The sequence below is a fragment of the Providencia sp. NPDC089933 genome (assembly GCF_049545585.1).
Classification (GTDB): Bacteria; Pseudomonadota; Gammaproteobacteria; order Enterobacterales; family Enterobacteriaceae; genus Providencia; species Providencia huashanensis.
This window is the reverse complement of sequence record NZ_JBMWDT010000015.1, coordinates 20,759-40,066: the sequence shown is the minus strand read 5'-3', so window position 1 is coordinate 40,066 and position 19,308 is coordinate 20,759. Positions and strand designations below refer to the sequence as shown.

The following is a 19,308-nucleotide window of genomic DNA, read 5'->3' as shown; positions in this document are numbered from 1 at the left end:
GATTAAAGATGCAACAATTAGATCAATTTCAAAGCATGCTTAACGAACTGCAACGTTGCAGAATAAATGTTAAAAAGCAAATTAATGAATTCAAAGTACTACAGAATGAAATTAGCGAGTTACATAAAAAAGCAGATAAGGACCCAATTGCTTTACGTAAGTTAGCGAAATTTAATGATGTAATGCAAAGTGATATTGGAGCAGAAAAAATCATTAAAAAATCAGAAGAAGTAAAACTGATTTTTAATCAATTAAGCAAACAATTTAAACAACTTTCTGTTGAAAATACGGGTCAAAACAGAGACCTTTTTTCACCAGAAAAAAACAAAAGTGTAGTTAAAAAACAGTATCGTACTTTCGTCTAATTAACGTTTTGATACTTTTATCATCATGAGATTTATATGCCAAAAACAGTTAGCACTCTGTCACAAAATGAAAATAGCGACAATTTGCAGCATTTTTTAGCGCGTGGTGGTTCTTTAAAACTAATTGCTGGCTTAGATAGCCAGCAATTAGAACGACTCTATGCATATGCCAACCAATTGTTTAATGCCAATGATTTTTCCGCTGCACGCAATATTTATTATCTATTAACTTGTTTAGAACAATGGAACCCCGAAAATTTACTTGCTCTAGGGTTATGCCATCAACGTTTAGGTGAACATGAAAATGCCATAAATAACTTCGTACGTGCAGGGACGATTAAAATAGATGACCCTCGCCCCGCCTTTTTTACAGGCCTCAGTTATCACTTGCTGGGTAATACTGAATACGCAAATAAAGCATTTCATGCTGCCATTCGCTGGTGTAATGACTTAAAAGAGTATCAAGAAATCAAACAAAGTGCTCAAAAAATGCTAAATCCAATATCGGAGATATCACAATGACAATGCTTCTTGAGCGTTCTCTTTATCGAACAGATATATCTACAGAAAATAGGTTACATGATATATCGACCACTTTACCTAAAAGTACTCATCAGACAACCCCTTTGCAATTTGGTGAGTTAAATAATGTTGCTACAGCGCAAAATACACCAATGATAAAACTGGCAACTCCACGAGCCAGTAAAGAAGAGGTTTCTCAAACACAAGCTGCTTCTGATCTAGAAGAGGTATTCCAAACATTACAGCAGCTCTCTCCTGATAATGAAAGAAATAATACATCTAACCCTATGCTAAATATGTCTTTAGCCAAAATTGAAGGGTTACCAATGAACTCAATGTTTGCCGCATCATTACTACTCGTTGGTCAGGTTTTAGGGGACATTGCCTCAACTAAAGGGGAAATGCTTGAAATTCTGACTAAAAAACAAGACATGCTACGAATGGAAGAAGTCAAAAATATTCGCGAGCAAATGGAAAAAGCCGTTGAACAACAAGATAAAGCCAGAAAAGCCGGTGTTTTTGGTGTTATTTTTGACTGGGTTATTGCCGCAGTAGAAGTTGTCGTCGGTGTGACCAAAATGGTTGGTGGCTTCTTATCAGGTAATGCCATGATGGCTGCAAGTGGAAGCATGGACTTCATGGCTGGGCTTGCAGGTATTGGCAAAGCGGTAGCCAATACCATGGCGCTGATAGACCCCAATAACGCTGAAAAATATCATGCTGCGGCCAACAAGTTTGCTATCACACAGATGTCATTTGAACTTATGGGGGCGGCTATTGATATTACCAGTGCAGTGCGTAATGCAATCGCGACTAAAATTGTTCCAAAAGTGGCAACTCAAGTCTTAAAAGAAGGAGCAGGAGAAGCACTAAATGTGGCAATAAAAGAAGGCAGTCAAACAGCCATTAAAGGGATAGCTAAATCAGTTGGCCAAGAAGTCAGTACGCAAATTGGTAATCAAATTATCAATCAACTAGGGAAGCAAGCTGCTGAAAAAGCAGGAAAAACAATATTTAATAAAATGATTGATTCATTTTCACAAAAAGCAATAGAAGAACTTGTCACTAAATCCGTTGAAAAAGCGGCAAAGAAAGCAGCTAAAAAAGTGGCTAAAGATGGAATAGAACTAACCACAGAGCAATTGATTAGCAATACTACCAGACAAATACAAAAAGATGTTTTAAAAGCCGTCAGTAAAGCATCAGTATCTCGCGTTGATATGTTTTTGCAAACATCCCGAGGTGTGATATCAGGCGCACAGCAAGTAACGATAGGGTCTTTAGAAATCCAAAAGGCAAAATTACAAAAACAAATTGACCAATTAATGCTAGATCAAACTTGGCTGCAAAATATGTTTGAATTCTTTGAAAGAGAAAAAGAAGAAACCGTAAAAAAAGTACGCTCATTGCAAGAAGACAAAGCCGCTGTAGTTCAAGATGGTACTAAATTACTAAGTACGATAGCATCAACCCAAGCACATATCGCTTCTTCAATGGTTTAATGCTATGCATACCACTTCAATAACTCATGAGCACCCGAATAGTGAATTTATTGATTATTTTTCAACGAAAAGAGAGGAAAATCAATCAAACGCAATATTCGTTTCTAACGGGAGCTTATTAGCACCTTTACTTAGAAACTTAAGCGAAAAACCATTAAGTTCAGAACTTATCGAGGTGGCACTGAGTGAAGTCGCTATTGCATTAAATACTGTCAGAAACAACCTTCCCCAACAGCAAATATTATTATCTCAATTAGAAGAGGCAGCTCCCGGTAGTTTTTCCAACTGTATACCCGAAAATGCAGATTGGAACGATGCCATTAAACCAATAAATTCACATTGTAATAAAACAAGGTTTACAGATATCACTTCATTATTAATTGAATTAATAGGAAAAGTTGGTGAAAGTATGCGCAAAAGAGGAGAGCAAGTGCTACCTCTTTTATGTACTGTATATATGGTAAATTATACATTAGGCCATATGAGTGCCGAGTTAATTAACCAGAGTACAATAAATTCCAGTAAACAAGTATTTACTGATGCACTAAAACAAATATCAACCTCAGGAGTGAATTATCATTACTCCCCAGAAAATAAAAACCATCCAACAGTGACTATTCCAGAAATAAATAAAACGACTTCATGCAAAAGTGAAGTTTTAAATGAGGGGGTGAGTTCCATACAACAAGTATTCGCCCAACAATTAAATGACTATACTGAATTAGGTAATCAAATTACCAACATCAGTCATTCCATACTAGACTCGTTAGAGTCTATTGACTCTAATACAATTAAGTCATTAATTAATGACACAAGCTGTTTTATTAACATAGATGACGGGTTAATTGCATCGGCAATTAGCAATAATGATAACGCTTATTTAAATTTCTCTAGAAAATAACTAATTACCTTAAATAAGGATTAAAAATGAATAACATCAACTCAAATACAATAGATATAGAACAAATATGTCCAAATCAATCTGATATAAAAAACGCTTCGATATCCTCATCAACGAATGTTTATGCCATGATGGATGCCATCATTTCAATGCTACAAAAAATGAATAGTGACATTCGCGATATGCAACGTGACTTCTTTGCATCTCAACAAAGCACCGCATTCAAAAAAGAGCTCACGGCAATATCGACCAAACAGGATTCAATACAACTTAATTATAAAGCAGCTTTATCCAACGCTATTGCAAAAACAACTTCAGGCGTCGTCAGTATCGGTGGTGCAGGCTTCGGCATGGCTAAGGGGGCAAGTCTAGGTGGTGAGTTTATTTCCGCAGGGACTAACGGGATTGGAAAAATGGTAGAAGGGTCGGTATCAGTAAGTATGGCGAGTACAACTCGTGATGCACAAAAAAAACAATTATTAGGCGATTTTCAGTCTAACTCAGCGATTGAGTACCATAAATTGCTCTCAAATACAGCCGATAAAGCCTCTGAAGCGTCAAAACGTATGTTAGATATAACACGCGAAATTATATCATTACAAGAAAGAATTACATCCTCTGTAAGAATGTAAATATTGCAAATAGAATAATGACTATACTAAATTAAGAAAGAATACAAAATATGGCTCAATTAGATGCAGTCACCGAGTATTTATATAGAAAAGGGAAGCAGCCTCAAAAAGCTTTCTTTAATAATAGCAGTATTTTTATTGGTTGGAAGGTTGAGTTCACTCATTTTGAATTAACTTATAGGTTAAATGATAAAGAACTAATAATTTGTGACTTTTCCTCCACAGCACATTCAAAAAATAAAAGAATGGCAACCATTTCATTTATTAAATTTATTCACGAATTAGAATCTTGCTGTTTTGATTTTAATTCCATTCGTGGGTTACTGTTAGCTAGCCCGAACCCTGAAGTTACGGAACTCAGAGAGCGGTTAGCTCAATCACTTTTATCCCAAGGTGCAGAGTGGGAGATGATTAATGGTGATAATTGGCTAGTATATTTATTAAATAAAAATAGAATATAAATTAAATATTTTATTTATATATATTAATTTAAATAAAAAATATTATTTGACATCCATAGCTATTTATCGATAAAAATGTAATCAATAATAATTGAATCTATACTTTTAATATGAAGAAAAAAGTTTTATTAGTCGAAGACCATGAACTATTAAGTGCTGGTATTAAGCATTTTCTTTCATATCTTCCTGAGTATGAAGTTATCGGTGTTGTCTGTAATGGCTTACAGGTCTATGAAACCTGTCAGAAATTAAATCCCGATCTTGTTATATTAGACTTAGGCTTACCTGGCATGGATGGTATTGACGTCATTTGTCGGCTAAAACAACGTTGGCATGACCTCAATATTATTGTACTGACAGCAGATCGGGAGGAGCATCGGGCCTGTTCTGCACTGAATGCGGGCGCTATGGGGTATGTTTTAAAGAATAGCTCGCAGCAAACCTTATTATCAGCCTTGCAATCTGTTGTCTTTATGAATCGAGTTTTTATTGACCCTTCTTTAAGTGAAGCTCAAATATTTGAGTTAACCCAAACTAAAGAACCAGTACGACTAACAACTCGGGAAAGGCAAATATTAAAGCTAATCTCAGAAGAACGCCGTAACCGCGATATTGCAGAAGATTTAAAAATCACCATAAAAACAGTTGAAACACACCGTCTTAACTTAATGAGAAAACTAGGTACACACAGCTCCGTGGGGCTCGTCAAATGGGCATATCGATTAGGTATTTGCTAATTCAAGATATTTTAAATAGAAAATTATTTTTTACGACTAATACTAATATACTTAATCCATTGAAAAATAATGGTTAAATTTTTAATCTCATATAAATCATATAATTGCGTTATTAATTATAAGATATATCATTTTGGTCAAAAATAATGCTTTACAAACGATAGTGATAACTATTATCATTATCATCACCTCCTCAATACGGTTACTTAGTCACCTTTTGTTGGGGGTACGACATTGCTCACATTGCTTCCAGTGTTTACTTTAGCCAGCCTTGCGCTGGCTATTTTTTTACCTGATACAGCAGTTCTGTAATATGTTCACTATCGAATCTTCCTCATCTAACGATTTATCTCATCCAACAATGGCATACTTATTCAAATTATTTGAACTCTATGGTTAATGGTAGCTACTTTTCTCTAAGTGAAAACAGGTTAAACTATCATCAATACATTAAGAGTGAGTTCAACCAAAGTTGAAGTCCGTAAAGGAGATAACACTATGATCTATCTACGTAAAGCAAATGAACGAGGTCATGCTAATCATGGTTGGCTCGATAGTTGGCACACTTTCTCATTCTCTAGTTACTATGATGAAAATTTTATGGGGTTCTCAGCACTAAGGGTGATTAACGAAGACTTTATTGCTGCAGGCCAAGGTTTTGGGACACACCCGCACAAAGATATGGAAATTTTAACCTATGTGCTTAATGGCACGGTGGAACATAAAGACAGCATGGGCAATATGGAGCAAATTCCCGCAGGTGAATTTCAAATTATGAGTGCAGGCACCGGTATTCGTCACTCAGAATATAACCCGGACAATGAAAAAGAACTGCATTTGTACCAAATTTGGATTATCCCTGAAAAAACAGGTATTGAACCACGTTATGAACAAAAGCGTTTTGATTCAAAAGATGGCAAACAACTTGTGCTTTCACCAAATGCGCAAGATGGTTCATTAAAAGTCTATCAAGATATGCAATTATGGCGTTGGGCATTGCCCGCGGATCAAATACAAACTCACAACATTGCAGATAAACGAGTTGTATGGATTCAAGTGGTAAAAGGGACTGTAGAAGTCAATGGGCAACAAGCCACAACTAGCGACGGCTTAGCAATTTGGCAAGAAAACAGCCTAACGATTAAAGCAGATGAAGACAGCGAAATCTTATTATTTGATTTACCTGCCGCTGAATAACACGCCTAAAACAACAAAGGCTCTACCTTAGGTAGAGCCTTTTTCATGAAAATATACATTCAACGATTACAGTTTCGGACCTGCTTTAACTAATGCTTCACCCGCTGGGGTATCCGTATATTTATCGAAATTCTTCACGAAACGCTCAGCTAAATCTTTGGCTTTTTCATCCCACTGTGCTCTGTCTGCATAAGTATTACGAGGGTCAAGGATATTAGTATCCACACCAGGTAATGCTGTTGGGACTTCTAAATCGAAGACTGGCAATTTAATCATGTCAGATTTTTCAATATCACCGCTTAAAATAGCATCAATGATTGCACGGGTATCTTTAATTGAAATACGTTTACCCGTACCGTTCCAACCTGTATTCACTAAATATGCTTTCGCACCTGCTGCTTCCATACGTTTAACTAATACTTCTGCATATTGTGTTGGGTGCAACGATAAGAATGCAGCACCAAAACATGCTGAGAAAGTAGGCGTTGGCTCAGTCACACCACGCTCTGTACCCGCGAGTTTGGCGGTAAAACCAGAAAGGAAATGGTATTGAGTTTGTTCTGGCGTCAAACGAGAAACTGGTGGTAAAACCCCAAATGCATCCGCCGTCAGGAAGATAACTTTTGTCGCATGGCCTGCTTTAGAAACAGGTTTTACAATGTTATCAATGTGGTAAATCGGGTAAGAAACACGGGTGTTTTCTGTTTTTGAACCATCATTGAAATCAACCGTACCATCTGCTAACACCATGACGTTTTCAAGCAATGCATCTCGTTTGATAGCACCATAGATATCTGGCTCTGCTTCTTTAGACAGATTGATAGTTTTCGCGTAGCAACCGCCTTCGAAGTTGAATACGCCGTCATCATCCCAGCCGTGCTCATCATCACCGATTAACTTACGTTTTGGATCAGTCGACAGTGTGGTTTTACCTGTTCCTGATAAACCGAAGAAAATAGCAACATCGCCTTTTTCGCCGACGTTAGCAGAGCAGTGCATAGAAGCAATACCTTTCAACGGCAGAAGGTAGTTCATCATTGAGAACATCCCTTTTTTCATTTCGCCGCCGTACCAAGAGCCGCCGATCAACTGCATACGCTCAGTCAGGTTGAACGCTACAAAGTTTTCAGAGTTTAGCCCCTGCTCTTTCCAGTTAGGGTTAGTACATTTAGCACCGTTCATCACAATGAAGTCAGGCTCAAAACCCACTAACTCTTCATCTGATGGCCGAATGAACATGTTTTTAACGAAGTGTGCCTGCCAAGCAACTTCAGTGATGAAACGGACTTTTAGACGAGTGTCGGCATTAGCGCCACAGAATGCATCAATGATAAACAAACGTTTACCTGACAGCTGTTCTGTCACGATATGCTTGAGATCCGCCCAAACTTCTTGTGACATTGGCTTATTGTCGTTTTTACCTTTACCTTGGTCTGCCCACCACACTGTATCGCGAGTCACATCATCACGAACAATGTACTTATCTTTTGGTGAACGACCGGTAAAAATACCTGTATCAACCGCAACTGCACCTAAGGTGGTCACAGTACCGCGCTCATAACCTTCTAGCCCGGGCTTAGTTTCTTCCGTGAATAATAGCTCGTAACTTGGGTTATAAACCACTTCAGCCACATCATGAATACCGTACTTTTCAAGTTCCTTCAGGGTAATGCTTTTAGCGCTCATTATATTGCTCCTGGTAAACATAATTAATCTGCGGATGATCATAATTCTTTACGACTAATTAACAGCGATTGCTATCAAAGAATTGAAAATGTATAATTTTTTTTAATTCATAATGAGACTTAGAGCACGTAATAATGCTTTAAAATTATAAAAAAAAGGTGCAGAATTGCACCCTTGTCACATAATTAGGTTGCTAAATCGTATCAGTGAAGTTGCTGATTTAGCTCATTATTTAACCCTTGAATATCGGATTCAATAAATACATAGTGTGAGCCACAAAATTCACACTCCATATCAATTTTCCCATCTTTTTGCAAAATATCCTTAACATCTTCCTTTGGTAAAGTTGCTAATGTACTTTCGCAACGCTCCCTTGAACATGTACAACGAAACTCCACAGTTTGAGGGTCATACAAGGTGACATCTTCTTCATGATAAAGACGATGTAAAACCTCTTTCACATCTAATGTGCTGAGCTCTTGACCTTTAATTGTCGCAGTGAGTTGCACAAGATGGTCAAAAATATCATGGCTGGTTTCGTCAGCCGCGGGTAAAACTTGCAACAACATCCCACCAGCAGTCGCTTTACCGTCTACCTCACCTACACGAATAAATAAACGAGTCGGTAGCTGTTCAGATTGGCGGAAATAAGCATCAATACTTTCCTCAATAGAGTCGCCTTCAATCGCAACAATACCTTGATAACGCTCACCTTGGGTCGGTGTAATGGTGATCACAATAAACCCGTTGCCAACCATTTGCTTCAGTGTGCTACCAGCAACAACAGGGCCATCAATACGGGCAACGCCACGCATTTGCTGTAAGTTATTACCGTTGATAACCGCTAGCTTAACTGGCCCATCACCTTGGATTTGAACAGTAATATCACCATCAAACTTTAATGTTGCTGTTAATAAGCTAGTTGCAACGAGTAATTCACCTAATAAGCCTTTTACTGCGGCAGGATAGTCATGATTTTCTAAAATACGTTCAAAAGTGTCATCGACACTGATCATTTCCCCACGAACAGAATGTTGTTCAAATAGAAAACGATGGAGTAAATCTTGCTTTGCCATAATATCTCTCTATTACTCTGGCCATCATTAAGACGGCTCATGAGAATTTGTATGTTTAAACTTTAACAGAGTGCGCCGTTCTTTTTTATCCGGGCGCCGATCTGGGTGTGGCATCGTCAGCGCATTCATTTTCCGCGCTTGCGTTAATTTTTCCCGTTGAGCAATACTTTCTGTTGTTTCACAGTAAAGTCGCTGTGCGTCCGGAGCTCCTCGGCGCTGACTGCTAATTTCAATAATTTCAACTATTCGCTCATCATTACCTTGCCTAAGCTTAATTAACGCTCGCAGTTCAACAATTTTGCCAGGTTTTGTTCTCTGCCCATTGTAATGTACTTTGCCGCCTTCAATCATCTCTCGAGCAATTGCACGGGTTTTATAAAATCGCGCAGCCCACAGCCATTTATCGAGGCGTACAGGTTCTACAGAAGGTTGATTCATAGTGCCTCCTCAAAATCAGTCTGAATCAAACTAAGTTGAGGCTCCCACTATTTTCGGGATAACACTATCGACGATAGGAAGGATTATTAGCCTCAAAGCACTTATCATAATATTGTGTAATATTACGCAAACGCTTCTTATTATTCAAAATACGCAGCACAATCAGTGAGCCATTGAGCAATGCACAAGCCATCAAAAACAGTACAAAAAGCGAGCTACATACATACTGGGATACCACAGCTGCATTTGGCTCCTCATGTAAAGTAATGTGCAATGTGCCATTAGCATCCGTAGACAGATTGGTAATTATACCTTCAATATTAAAAGGTGTATTACTCAGAAGGCTCGATAACCTCTGTAGTTCATACCAACGCTGCAACGGTGACAGTTCATTAAAGGAAGCCCCTGATATCAAATCAACTAAAGGCTTATTCTCATCGCTAATCAATAACACGCCTCCAGGTGGCGGACTATTAATTTTCCGTACTTCTCTGTCTATTTCTGCCTTAATAAATTCATATGTGGTGTCTTCTACGATGTTTTCCAAGGCCTCTGCACTTCCTGCGCGTAATAAAACATGCGCTCCGTTCAATTTTCCAGCAGAAGCTTTACTCACCAGAGTTGGCCAATCCTCAGTGCTTCCAAGATTCATTAAGGCACTTTTTAGCTTTAGGCAGCGATTAGAAGTATGACACAGCTGTTCGGTATTCAGAATAATGGCAGAGAAATCAAAGATAATATTCATACCTGATTTCATGATATCACGCTGTAATCTAGGGTTAACACCAACGGCGTTTTTATCCGGGTGTAATTGGCTTTTAACCGTATTGAGTAATAAAATTGACTGTTCAACCACCTCAGACTGGGGCTCTGTTAGTAAACGGACATCGCTCCAATAAAGACCTGAACAATCAAACGGCACAAACTGTGCTTGGTTTTCTTTATTCAAATTAGGAGGTCGGTAACACATCCCTTTCCCTTGAGCCACTAACGTATCCCCAATTTTAAGTTGGCGGGAAGCGAGGTCACTTGGGTTTTCAACGGTAATTTTTTCTGTGCCGCCAAACCAAGCAAAACCTAGTTTTATAGGTAAACTCATTGATTGATATGAAAAAACTAATACTATGGCAAACAAGGCACCTATTAGCATCAACACATTTTTTTTGAATCGTTTGTAAGGGTAATAACGTTCTTCTTCATGCAAAGAAAGGTATTTTCCATGTCTGACAACCTCACCCGATGCATAAAAATCAATATTAACAGGTTGATTTGATTCATATTTTAAATAATTTTCCCAATGAGCTGGATAATGTAAATCAATACCGCCAATTGAGGTGTTCGTAGAATATTTTTTATCTAACTCACCATAGAGTTCCCAACGCTTTGGTTCCCCATGAATACACTGAATATCTTGGTATTTACGAGGAAACATTCTTGAGCGAAATAAGACCAACAGCCCGCTAACAAAACAAATAATCGTAATCACCAAGCCCCACTCCTGTAACAAAGGAATAGAAATCAGCGTTAAATAGCCAAACAAAAAGCTTAAACAAACAATCGCGGCACCAAGCCAGCCTGTAGAATTATGAAGTCGATGCTCTTCAACTGTTTCCTTACGAACCCGTAGCCGCTCGATATTTTGTTGACCACGTTCTTGAATAGCTGCCTCAGGCCAGTCTGAACCCAAACTTTGTTCTTCCTGCCACTCGTGACTAAAATCCCTTAAGGAATGACTATTGATGGAGATAATTAACGGTAAGTGATCGGTCTCCACAATTTCCATAACATTTTGACGTTGTAAGAAAGGTTCGAGCTGTGAAGGTAACTGAACCTCAATCGTATCAATAAAATAGCGCCAACTATTCCCTTGCTCTTGGCGTAAATTAAAACGCGTCAGTGAATGGCAAACGGTCGCAATAATCGAGTTTTTTTTGATTTGCCACGGAAGTTGAGAGGGAGTCATTGATACAGATAAACAATAATTTAAGTACTGGGATATTATCTGGTAGTCTGAATCAATCATTTTTCTGAAGGAAGGAGCTGCTACTGAGGGTATTTGATAGACAGCAGAACGCCGCCCCCGCCTGAAATAAAGGAAGGAAGCCATTATAGTTAGGCTAATAACAATTATAGCCGTTATAATGACATGGTTTAGCATTGTTTCCCCAATGAAAAATGAATAAGAAAAGCATAGCAACCCTGCTGCTTTCTCAAAATAAGCCAATTCCTATTCTATTTATGGTTTTTGTTTTAAATTACAATATGTTGTAAAAAAATATTTTATTTATTTATCTGTGCTATGTTTATGCGATGGTTATACTAGCAGCATTTTATCTACTCGATAATATCTATCATTTTTTTTTGATATAGGTCATAGTTAGAGTACTAGGTAAATGTGCCACATAAATAAATGAAATACGCTTTTAGCAATAGATTTCACTCATCCTGTTCGGAAATCGTTATGACAGAGTTAAAAAAACCTAAAATCTTGAATATTCAAGATGTTGCTCAATCAAAATTATTCAGCATCCAGTCAGTTGATCTCGAATTTAGCAACGGTGAAAAACGAGTCTATGAAAGAATGCGCCCAGCAAAACGCGAAGCTGTTCTTATTATTCCTATTATGGGTGATAACCTAATCCTAATCCGCGAATACGCAGTCGGGATTGAAAACTATGAATTAGGGTTCCCTAAAGGCGCTATAGACCCCGGCGAAGTCGCTCTAGAAGCTGCACAGCGTGAGCTTAAAGAAGAAATTGGTTATGGTGCTAATAATATTATTCAGCTAGCCAAGCTCACCATGTCCCCCTCTTACTTTTCAAGTAAAATGAATATCCTCGTAGCTGAAAACTTATACCACGAAAAACTCGAAGGTGACGAGCCGGAACCACTACAACAAATAATCTGGCCTATATCACGCATGATGGAGTTGCTAGAGCACCCTGACTTCAACGAGGCAAGGAATATTAGCGCACTTTTCTACCTTGAGCGTTACTTAAAAAGTAGTAAGTAATAATACATATATTCTGTATTTTTTTCATGCCCACCTTAACTTTCATGATAAAAAAACACCCCATGTTCTTAGTCAACAATGGGGTGCGTTAAACAAGGCAATAACCCTAAAATAACTCTTGAGTAGAGCCACTTTCTGTTGAAATTGTTGTTCCAACTTCTTGTATTGCATGTTCTTTCGGTTCGGTTCCTTCAATAAAGTATTCTCTACGGGAAGAGCCTAATTTACCTGTACGACTATCAATCGATACCGAAATCACACCTTTAGGTGGCTTCATTGTTTTCACTGGCACCCCCTCTAAGATGGATTTCATAAAATCATCCCACATCGGCTGAGCACTTTTCGCCCCTGCCTCACCGCGACCGAGTGTTCGTTTATTATCATCAAAACCAATCCACGTCGATGCGACTACATCCGGGCCATAACCAGAGAACCAAGCATCTTTTGAGCTATTGGTTGTTCCTGTTTTACCACCAATATCACGGCGACCACCTAAATCTCTTGCCGCACGCCAGCCAGTTCCAGACCAGCCAGGTTCCCCATAGATATTCGTCATCATCGCATCCCTAATTAAGAAAGCGAGAGGCGTATTTATCACATGCGGTGCATACCGGTCATCAGAATTTGCGTCAGTATTCCCAGCAGTCGCCAGCTCCATTGTAGGCTCTTGTACCACTGCGTTATTACCGGATTGTGTCACTTCCTCTGTTGATTCATCATCAATACCTTTAATCGCAATCGTACGTTCTGTATCACCATAAATAACTGGAATATGAGTGCAATCTGGGCAAGCTAATTTTGGTTTCGCTTCAAAGATGACTTCATCATTATGATTTTCGATCTTCAAAATATAATATGGGTCAATAAGGTAACCCCCATTCACCATAACAGCATAACCACGTACCATTTGCATTGGCGTAAATGAAGGTGCACCTAATGCCAACGCTTCTGTACGGTTAATATTCTCAGGTGGGAAACCAAAGCGAGTCAAATAATCGGCTGCATAATCAACGCCCATAGCCCTCATTGCTCGCACCATAACTACGTTTTTAGATTGCCCTAACCCTTGACGCAAACGGATAGGACCATCATAACGAGCAGGGGAATTTTTTGGACGCCAATCTGAGCCCGCACCCGCATCCCAACGGCTAATCGGCACATCATTTAATAATGATGATAACGTCAAGCCTTTATCCATTGCTGCGGTATAAAGAAACGGCTTAATATTTGAACCAACTTGGCGTAAAGATTGAGTAACGCGGTTAAATTCACTCATATTAAAATCAAACCCACCAACAAGGGCAATAATAGCCCCATCGTTAGGATTCAATGCAACAAATGCGGCATTAACATCTGGTACTTGCCCTAACCACCAGTTGTCTTTAACTTTACGCACCCAAATTTGTTCGCCAGCTTGTACCACTGCATTAACGGCTCTTGGTGAGGCGCCTTGTTGCGTATCCGATATAAACTTACGAGCCCAACGTACACCAGCCATCGTAATTGAAATTTGCGAACCATCAGCCAACATGACCTGAGCTTCAGACCCTGTTGCCGATACAACAACCCCTGGCATCAAAGGGCCATAGACTGGCATCTTTTTCAATTTTTCAATAATTTTATCTGATGCCCAAGCTGTTTCTGTTGGTTTCCATAACACATCAGCAGGGCCACGATAACCATGGCGAGTATCATAATCGATCAAGTTATTACGTACCGCGGTTGTTGCCGCTTCCTGATCTTTACGGATCACCGTGGTATATACTTTATACCCGTCAGTGTAGGCGTCTTCACCGTATTTATCATACAGTGTTTGGCGAGCCATCTCGGCTAAATAAGGTGCGGAAAAATCTATTTTTGGTGCATGATAAGAAGCAACTATTTTCTCATTTTTCGCTTGTTCATACTGATCTCGCGTAATATATTTTTCTTCAAACATACGAGAAAGTACGACATTACGGCGGTTTACCGCGCGATCATACGAATAAAGAGGGTTAAACGTTGATGGTGCTTTAGGCAAACCTGCAATCATTGCAATCTCACTGAGCGTCAACTCATCAACAGTTTTACCAAAATACACATAAGCAGCAGCCCCAACACCATAAGCGCGGTTACCCAAATAAATTTTATTTAGGTATAGCTCCATAATTTCATCTTTAGTAAAAAGCTGCTCAATACGAATCGCCAAGAAAGCCTCTTTAGCTTTACGCATAAGGGTTTTTTCAGGGCTTAAATAAAAATTCCTCGCCAGTTGCTGAGTAATCGTACTCGCCCCTTGAGATGCATGACCCGATGAAGCCATCACCGAAACAGCCCGAAAAATACCAATTGGGTCGATGCCGTGGTGGTCATAAAAACGGCTATCTTCGGTTGCGATGAATGCTTTTACCATCAATGGTGGAATTTCTGTCAGCGGTAATGGAATACGACGTTTTTCACCGTATTGAGCAATCAGTTCATTATCAGCGCTGTATACCTGCATTGGAATTTGCAGACGGATGTCTTTCATTGTTGCTACATCAGGCAACTCACCTTCAACATATTTATACATGCCATATATCGAAGCGGTTCCCAAAAAAATGCAACAGAAAACAAGAATAAAAAAATATTTTACGAACTTCACCTGAAAATTCCCATGCCTGGCAAACAAGAGGGTTTAGATATCACTAACGCATAGTATAAAGCTTATACAGCACAATAGAAAATGTAATTTATTGGTTAATGATAAGGAAATTAACTATGTACACATCAAAATGGAACATTGGAATCGACCTATATCAAAGCAAAATTCAGCTAGTTGCCGCTAAACGTCGCAAGAAACACTGGTCTTTGTGTGAATGCTGGCAACAACAACTTCCCTTCGAAATTGCTGACAAATCAGACCATGAACAATACAAGATTCTACTGAATATTTTAATACAATGGCGTCAGAAATTACCTAAAAACTGTTCTGTATCTATCGCATTACCTGCAGTTAGGACACTAAAACAACAATTTGCATTACCTAGCCAAATTAATCTACAGCAACCAGAATTAGGTTGGTACCTACAACTGCAAGCTGAAAAACGTTTTCCTATGCATGCTCAAGAACTGGCAATGGATTATAGAGTAATCAATCAACACGTTTATTTTAATGGGGCTCGAAAATCAGAAATTAACTTTTGGCAAAAATTATTAGCAGAAAGCGGATTCAATCTACTGGCAATTGATGTCGCCCCCGTTGCGCTGCGTTATGTTGCTCGCCATGCGGGCTTACCCGATGAAAGCTGGCTAGTTCACTATAGGCAAGGTGAGTGGCTGTGGTCTGGCCCTATTAGTCAACCCGCCAACTATAACCATCTACCCGACACCGAAACCCCGACGCTATCTGCATTATTGTCTTTACTCAACCAAGAAGAGTCATCACCGATATTACCCATTTACCTCATTACCGACCATCAAAACATTCATGATAAACATAGCATTGAAGCAATACATAGCTGGGAGTTACGCCAAGCTTTTCAGCATAACAATCTTAAAATCCCCCATCAGTTAGGGGATTTTGTGATAGCAGCAGGGCTAGCATTACGGCATGGAGATATTTAACTCATGGGGTTATCAAAACTATATCAAGTTAACTTTCTGCCTTGGCGGCAGCAGCAAATTGCGAAGAAACAACGGTTATTTATTATTTTTTCTCTGGTTGCTGGTTGCTCAGTGCTTATCACTTGTTGCTTTTTAGTCTTTTTTCACCAATTGGAAATTGAAAAGCAACAAAAAATAAAATATCACCATCAACAACAATATGAGCAAACGCAACAGTTAGCACAACGAGTATCTCTCCAGAAAAAACAACTACTCGAATTGATTAGCCAAAAAAACAGATTGGATGAGGTTATGAACAATAACCAGTTTTTACTCAAATTATTACAAGACTTGCCATTAATCACACCATTAAAAAGTTGGCTTACTACCGTCCAATTAGTTGATAATAAAATAGAAATAAAAGCCCGCAGTTATGACTTCCAAAATGTTAGCTTACTAAGCCCTAAGCTTAAAGAGCGAGGGCTAAACCACATCCAATTAAAAAAGCTCAGCCGTACAAACCAAGTACACCGGTTACATTTAACCGCTATACGCCAAGGAGAAGCTAATGAGTGAATCACTTCATGCTTTTTGGTATCGCCCTTTTTGGCAGCAAACCATACCCATTTGGCTATTTATCAGTTTATTTTTATTTGCAGGCTATTTTTCATACTGGAAAGAAAATGAAATACTACGTCTTGAATTAGAATCGGAAAACAATAGTTTAATTGAAAAAATAACAAAAGAAACCAGACAATTACAGCACTTTCCGCCCTTACATCTATTAGAACAGCAAGCAGATGTTCTAAAGCAAATTGTCGATGCTAAAGGTGAACCACTAGAACTACTTTCACAACTTAATACATTACTGAACCATTCAACTGTCATCTTAAACCAACTACAACCAACGAGTAGCCATGGCTATTTCCTCGAAGTTCAAGGGGATTTCATCAGTGTCTATCGCTTTATAGAGCAACTTCTCACTTTGCCTAATACTCAACGATACCGTTACTCAGATATAAAATTAACTTCAAAGCAAGGTGCCATACTCGCATCAGTCACTTTTTCATCAATTAACCACACTTTCGCTATCAAGGATGATAATAGTAATGAATAGAAAGTTAATTAACACACCGATACTCGTAGCTATCATAGGGTGTTTCTTTTTGCCTGCTTTTTGGCTATCAGCTCAAGAAATACGAGACCCATTTGCGCCTTTACATCCCGTAGAGGAACAAACACAGTCTAGTCCAGTGATGGCTACGAGCCTATCTTCTCAACATACAGACCCTTTAATTGAAAAAATTTTTCAATTAATTTCAATCGATGCTCTAGAAATACGCACTCAACTAGAGCACCCCAAAACTTTATTGTTATCAAAAAATGCATCTATTCATCATGACCACACCACAAATAGTGTGATAGTCAAAGATAATCAACAGCGAATAGCCTTACTAGAAGAGTGGATAAAACAAAAAGATAAACCCAATAAACAAGTTCAAATAACAGCGCATATTATTAGTAGTAGCCGAACCGCATTACAAGAATTAGGGCTTGAGTGGGGAATATTAGCGGGGAATACAGCCAACAGTCATCTTAACCGTTATAACCGTTATCATTCCGCACCGGGGCAATTTTCGTTTAATGTGTTAAAACTAAGCGATGGGTTACTTGAATTAAAATTAAACGCTTTAGAAAAAGAAAATTTACTCTCCATTATTGCTAGCCCTCGGTTAATCGCCTCACACCAACAACCTGCGAGTATTCAACAAGGTACAGAAATACCCTATGTCACAAGCAATGAAAAGAAAACTCACGTACAATTTAAAGATGCTGTACTAGGTATGGATGTCACCCCGACCATTATCCGCAATGAAAAAGTAGAGTTGAACCTAAAAATTAGCCATAACTCGCCAGATACCGCACTAACCAGTAGCCAAAGTCACCATTTAGCAATAAATAAGCAAGAAATATCAACATCCGTCACTATTAAAAATAATGAAACCCTAATATTAGGTGGCATTTTTCAGCAAAAACAAGAAAAAACAGAGACAGGTTTACCATTTATCTCTCAAATTCCTCTCTTAGGGTCATTATTTACAAATACTGCGGAACATATAGATAGAAGGGTTCTTATTGTTTTTATAACGCCAAAACTTATCAATATTTAACGCGAATAAAATAACACATATACTTCAATGAGTTGAATAAACAATAAGCCAAAGATTAGTCAAAAAAAATATTTTTATGCTATAAACCTACCGGATAAATTTGACGCTGGCGTCGTTTTAGCATACAAGGTTATCCATTGAGTGTTCTAACTATCCGTAGATTAAAGAACAAGCTGTCAGTCGCTTATAAAACAGCCACAACAATTTTGCTCTAAAAATAACAGAAATCATGCGCTACTACCTATAGGCAAAACCTGTTAAAACTATGCTAAACAATGCATTAGGCAATATAGACGGCTCAAACATTGAGACCTGTAATTTTAAATGTGGCACTTTGTTCGCTTAGTGCCGCATTTATATAGTTGCAATTCGGGTTGATGTATTGAGATAATTTTCTTATCTGATCTCACATCATCACTAATGAGGTTTCAGTTTATAGGTCCCGCCGCTAATTCGATTGGCGGGGCGGGTGATCATTAACGAATAATCGTAGTAATACCAAAAAACATGGCAGAGAAACGCAATATCTTTCTGGTTGGACCGATGGGTGCTGGCAAAAGCACTATTGGCCGTCAGTTGGCTCAACAGCTTAATATGGAGTTTTTCGACTCTGATCACGAGATAGAAAAACGTACTGGCGCAGATGTAGGCTGGGTATTCGACCTTGAGGGTGAAGAAGGCTTTCGCGATCGCGAAGAAAAAATCATCAATGAGCTCACTGAGAAACAAGGCATCGTATTAGCAACGGGTGGCGGTTCTGTTAAGTCCAAAGAAACCCGTAATCGCTTGTCCGCTCGTGGAGTCGTTGTCTATCTTGAAACGACCATTGAGAAACAATTATCCCGTACACAACGTGACAAAAAGCGTCCTCTATTACAAGTTGACGAACCGGCACGTGAAGTACTGGAAAAACTGGCTGACGAGCGCAATCCTATGTATGAAGAAATTGCTGATATTACCATTCATACTGATGAACAAAGCGCTAAAGTTGTCGCAAGCCAAATCATTGAGCTATTAGAGAAAAACTAATTAATCATGGTGTT

General features: G+C 38.7%; 19 protein-coding genes. 14 read left to right on the top strand and 5 right to left on the bottom strand.

Annotated elements, in window-relative coordinates:
• Positions 1-8: 8 nt before the first annotated feature.
• From ACPEH5_RS18495 to ACPEH5_RS18460, 8 genes are all read left to right on the top strand, one after another.
• Complete coding sequence (locus tag ACPEH5_RS18495) at positions 9-365, top strand: hypothetical protein (protein WP_048605587.1); 357 nt, start codon at positions 9-11, stop codon at positions 363-365.
• 36 nt (positions 366-401) lie between these two features.
• Complete coding sequence (locus tag ACPEH5_RS18490) at positions 402-887, top strand: SycD/LcrH family type III secretion system chaperone (protein ID WP_042848616.1); 486 nt, start codon at positions 402-404, stop codon at positions 885-887.
• Entirely contained in the window at positions 884-2,389 is a 1,506-nt protein-coding gene (sctE, locus tag ACPEH5_RS18485) for a type III secretion system translocon subunit SctE (RefSeq protein WP_129467230.1), read from the top strand. Before ACPEH5_RS18490 ends, sctE begins: the two co-directional genes overlap by 4 nt.
• Positions 2,390-2,393: 4 nt before the next feature.
• Positions 2,394-3,290, top strand: a complete 897-nt coding sequence (locus tag ACPEH5_RS18480; RefSeq protein ID WP_071547568.1) for a hypothetical protein — start codon at positions 2,394-2,396, stop codon at positions 3,288-3,290.
• A 26-nt stretch (positions 3,291-3,316) separates the two neighbouring features.
• Positions 3,317-3,922 carry a hypothetical protein gene (locus ACPEH5_RS18475; RefSeq protein ID WP_042848618.1) on the top strand — a complete coding sequence of 202 codons (606 nt, stop codon included), beginning with the start codon at positions 3,317-3,319 and terminating at the stop codon, positions 3,920-3,922.
• Between the two features lie 50 nt (positions 3,923-3,972).
• Positions 3,973-4,383, top strand: coding sequence for a secretion protein (locus ACPEH5_RS18470; protein ID WP_187550838.1), 411 nt, complete (start codon positions 3,973-3,975; stop codon positions 4,381-4,383).
• Between the two features lie 110 nt (positions 4,384-4,493).
• Positions 4,494-5,120, top strand: coding sequence for a two component system response regulator (locus ACPEH5_RS18465; RefSeq protein WP_166686988.1), 627 nt, complete (start codon positions 4,494-4,496; stop codon positions 5,118-5,120).
• Between the two features lie 498 nt (positions 5,121-5,618).
• Entirely contained in the window at positions 5,619-6,317 is a 699-nt protein-coding gene (locus ACPEH5_RS18460) for a pirin family protein (protein WP_048605591.1), read from the top strand.
• Between the two features lie 66 nt (positions 6,318-6,383).
• Here the strand turns inward: ACPEH5_RS18460 and pckA are convergent, their stop codons facing one another.
• The 4 genes from pckA to ACPEH5_RS18440 all read right to left on the bottom strand — a co-directional run bounded on the left by pckA (position 6,384) and on the right by ACPEH5_RS18440 (position 11,675).
• Positions 6,384-8,003 (bottom strand): phosphoenolpyruvate carboxykinase (ATP), encoded by a 1,620-nt coding sequence (gene pckA / locus ACPEH5_RS18455; RefSeq protein WP_129467229.1) that lies wholly within the window; start codon positions 8,001-8,003, stop codon positions 6,384-6,386.
• A 203-nt stretch (positions 8,004-8,206) separates the two neighbouring features.
• Positions 8,207-9,079 carry an Hsp33 family molecular chaperone HslO gene (hslO, locus tag ACPEH5_RS18450; protein ID WP_042848622.1) on the bottom strand — a complete coding sequence of 291 codons (873 nt, stop codon included), beginning with the start codon at positions 9,077-9,079 and terminating at the stop codon, positions 8,207-8,209.
• A gap of 27 nt (positions 9,080-9,106) precedes the next feature.
• Positions 9,107-9,517 (bottom strand): ribosome-associated heat shock protein Hsp15, encoded by a 411-nt coding sequence (gene hslR, locus ACPEH5_RS18445; RefSeq protein WP_042848623.1) that lies wholly within the window; start codon positions 9,515-9,517, stop codon positions 9,107-9,109.
• A gap of 64 nt (positions 9,518-9,581) precedes the next feature.
• A complete protein-coding gene (locus ACPEH5_RS18440; protein WP_129467227.1) occupies positions 9,582-11,675 on the bottom strand; it encodes an IgaA/UmoB family intracellular growth attenuator in 2,094 nt (697 codons plus the stop codon).
• 303 nt (positions 11,676-11,978) lie between these two features.
• Between ACPEH5_RS18440 and nudE the strand changes: the two genes are divergently transcribed.
• Complete coding sequence (nudE, locus tag ACPEH5_RS18435; RefSeq protein WP_071547565.1) at positions 11,979-12,530, top strand: ADP compounds hydrolase NudE; 552 nt, start codon at positions 11,979-11,981, stop codon at positions 12,528-12,530.
• Positions 12,531-12,636: 106 nt separating this feature from the next.
• Here the strand turns inward: nudE and mrcA are convergent, their stop codons facing one another.
• Complete coding sequence (gene mrcA / locus ACPEH5_RS18430) at positions 12,637-15,153, bottom strand: peptidoglycan glycosyltransferase/peptidoglycan DD-transpeptidase MrcA (protein ID WP_071547564.1); 2,517 nt, start codon at positions 15,151-15,153, stop codon at positions 12,637-12,639.
• Between the two features lie 116 nt (positions 15,154-15,269).
• Between mrcA and pilM the strand changes: the two genes are divergently transcribed.
• The 5 genes from pilM to aroK all read left to right on the top strand — a co-directional run bounded on the left by pilM (position 15,270) and on the right by aroK (position 19,294).
• Positions 15,270-16,115, top strand: a complete 846-nt coding sequence (gene pilM, locus ACPEH5_RS18425) for a pilus assembly protein PilM (protein WP_048605594.1) — start codon at positions 15,270-15,272, stop codon at positions 16,113-16,115.
• A gap of 3 nt (positions 16,116-16,118) precedes the next feature.
• Entirely contained in the window at positions 16,119-16,670 is a 552-nt protein-coding gene (locus tag ACPEH5_RS18420) for a PilN domain-containing protein (protein ID WP_129467226.1), read from the top strand.
• On the top strand, positions 16,663-17,211 hold the full coding sequence (locus tag ACPEH5_RS18415; RefSeq protein WP_166686987.1) for a hypothetical protein: 549 nt from the start codon (positions 16,663-16,665) through the stop codon (positions 17,209-17,211). Before ACPEH5_RS18420 ends, ACPEH5_RS18415 begins: the two co-directional genes overlap by 8 nt.
• Positions 17,204-18,265 (top strand): secretin N-terminal domain-containing protein, encoded by a 1,062-nt coding sequence (locus tag ACPEH5_RS18410; RefSeq protein WP_072065726.1) that lies wholly within the window; start codon positions 17,204-17,206, stop codon positions 18,263-18,265. Before ACPEH5_RS18415 ends, ACPEH5_RS18410 begins: the two co-directional genes overlap by 8 nt.
• 507 nt (positions 18,266-18,772) lie before the next feature.
• Positions 18,773-19,294 carry a shikimate kinase AroK gene (gene aroK, locus ACPEH5_RS18405; protein ID WP_004906592.1) on the top strand — a complete coding sequence of 174 codons (522 nt, stop codon included), beginning with the start codon at positions 18,773-18,775 and terminating at the stop codon, positions 19,292-19,294.
• Positions 19,295-19,308 lie beyond the last annotated feature (14 nt).

What these genes read in the sequence shown, in the direction of transcription:
- ACPEH5_RS18495 (WP_048605587.1), top strand. Translation starts at nt 9, where the DNA reads ATGCAACAATTAGATCAATTTCAAAGCATGCTTAACGAACTGCAACGT.
- ACPEH5_RS18415 (WP_166686987.1), top strand. Translation starts at nt 16,663, where the DNA reads ATGAGTGAATCACTTCATGCTTTTTGGTATCGCCCTTTTTGGCAGCAA.
- ACPEH5_RS18470 (WP_187550838.1), top strand. Translation starts at nt 3,973, where the DNA reads ATGGCTCAATTAGATGCAGTCACCGAGTATTTATATAGAAAAGGGAAG.
- ACPEH5_RS18465 (WP_166686988.1), top strand. Translation starts at nt 4,494, where the DNA reads ATGAAGAAAAAAGTTTTATTAGTCGAAGACCATGAACTATTAAGTGCT.
- ACPEH5_RS18490 (WP_042848616.1), top strand. Translation starts at nt 402, where the DNA reads ATGCCAAAAACAGTTAGCACTCTGTCACAAAATGAAAATAGCGACAAT.
- sctE (WP_129467230.1), top strand. Translation starts at nt 884, where the DNA reads ATGACAATGCTTCTTGAGCGTTCTCTTTATCGAACAGATATATCTACA.
- ACPEH5_RS18440 (WP_129467227.1), bottom strand. Translation starts at nt 11,675, where the DNA reads ATGCTAAACCATGTCATTATAACGGCTATAATTGTTATTAGCCTAACT.
- hslO (WP_042848622.1), bottom strand. Translation starts at nt 9,079, where the DNA reads ATGGCAAAGCAAGATTTACTCCATCGTTTTCTATTTGAACAACATTCT.
- ACPEH5_RS18410 (WP_072065726.1), top strand. Translation starts at nt 17,204, where the DNA reads ATGAATAGAAAGTTAATTAACACACCGATACTCGTAGCTATCATAGGG.
- nudE (WP_071547565.1), top strand. Translation starts at nt 11,979, where the DNA reads ATGACAGAGTTAAAAAAACCTAAAATCTTGAATATTCAAGATGTTGCT.
- pckA (WP_129467229.1), bottom strand. Translation starts at nt 8,003, where the DNA reads ATGAGCGCTAAAAGCATTACCCTGAAGGAACTTGAAAAGTACGGTATT.
- ACPEH5_RS18480 (WP_071547568.1), top strand. Translation starts at nt 2,394, where the DNA reads ATGCATACCACTTCAATAACTCATGAGCACCCGAATAGTGAATTTATT.
- pilM (WP_048605594.1), top strand. Translation starts at nt 15,270, where the DNA reads ATGTACACATCAAAATGGAACATTGGAATCGACCTATATCAAAGCAAA.
- ACPEH5_RS18475 (WP_042848618.1), top strand. Translation starts at nt 3,317, where the DNA reads ATGAATAACATCAACTCAAATACAATAGATATAGAACAAATATGTCCA.
- ACPEH5_RS18420 (WP_129467226.1), top strand. Translation starts at nt 16,119, where the DNA reads ATGGGGTTATCAAAACTATATCAAGTTAACTTTCTGCCTTGGCGGCAG.
- hslR (WP_042848623.1), bottom strand. Translation starts at nt 9,517, where the DNA reads ATGAATCAACCTTCTGTAGAACCTGTACGCCTCGATAAATGGCTGTGG.
- aroK (WP_004906592.1), top strand. Translation starts at nt 18,773, where the DNA reads ATGGCAGAGAAACGCAATATCTTTCTGGTTGGACCGATGGGTGCTGGC.
- ACPEH5_RS18460 (WP_048605591.1), top strand. Translation starts at nt 5,619, where the DNA reads ATGATCTATCTACGTAAAGCAAATGAACGAGGTCATGCTAATCATGGT.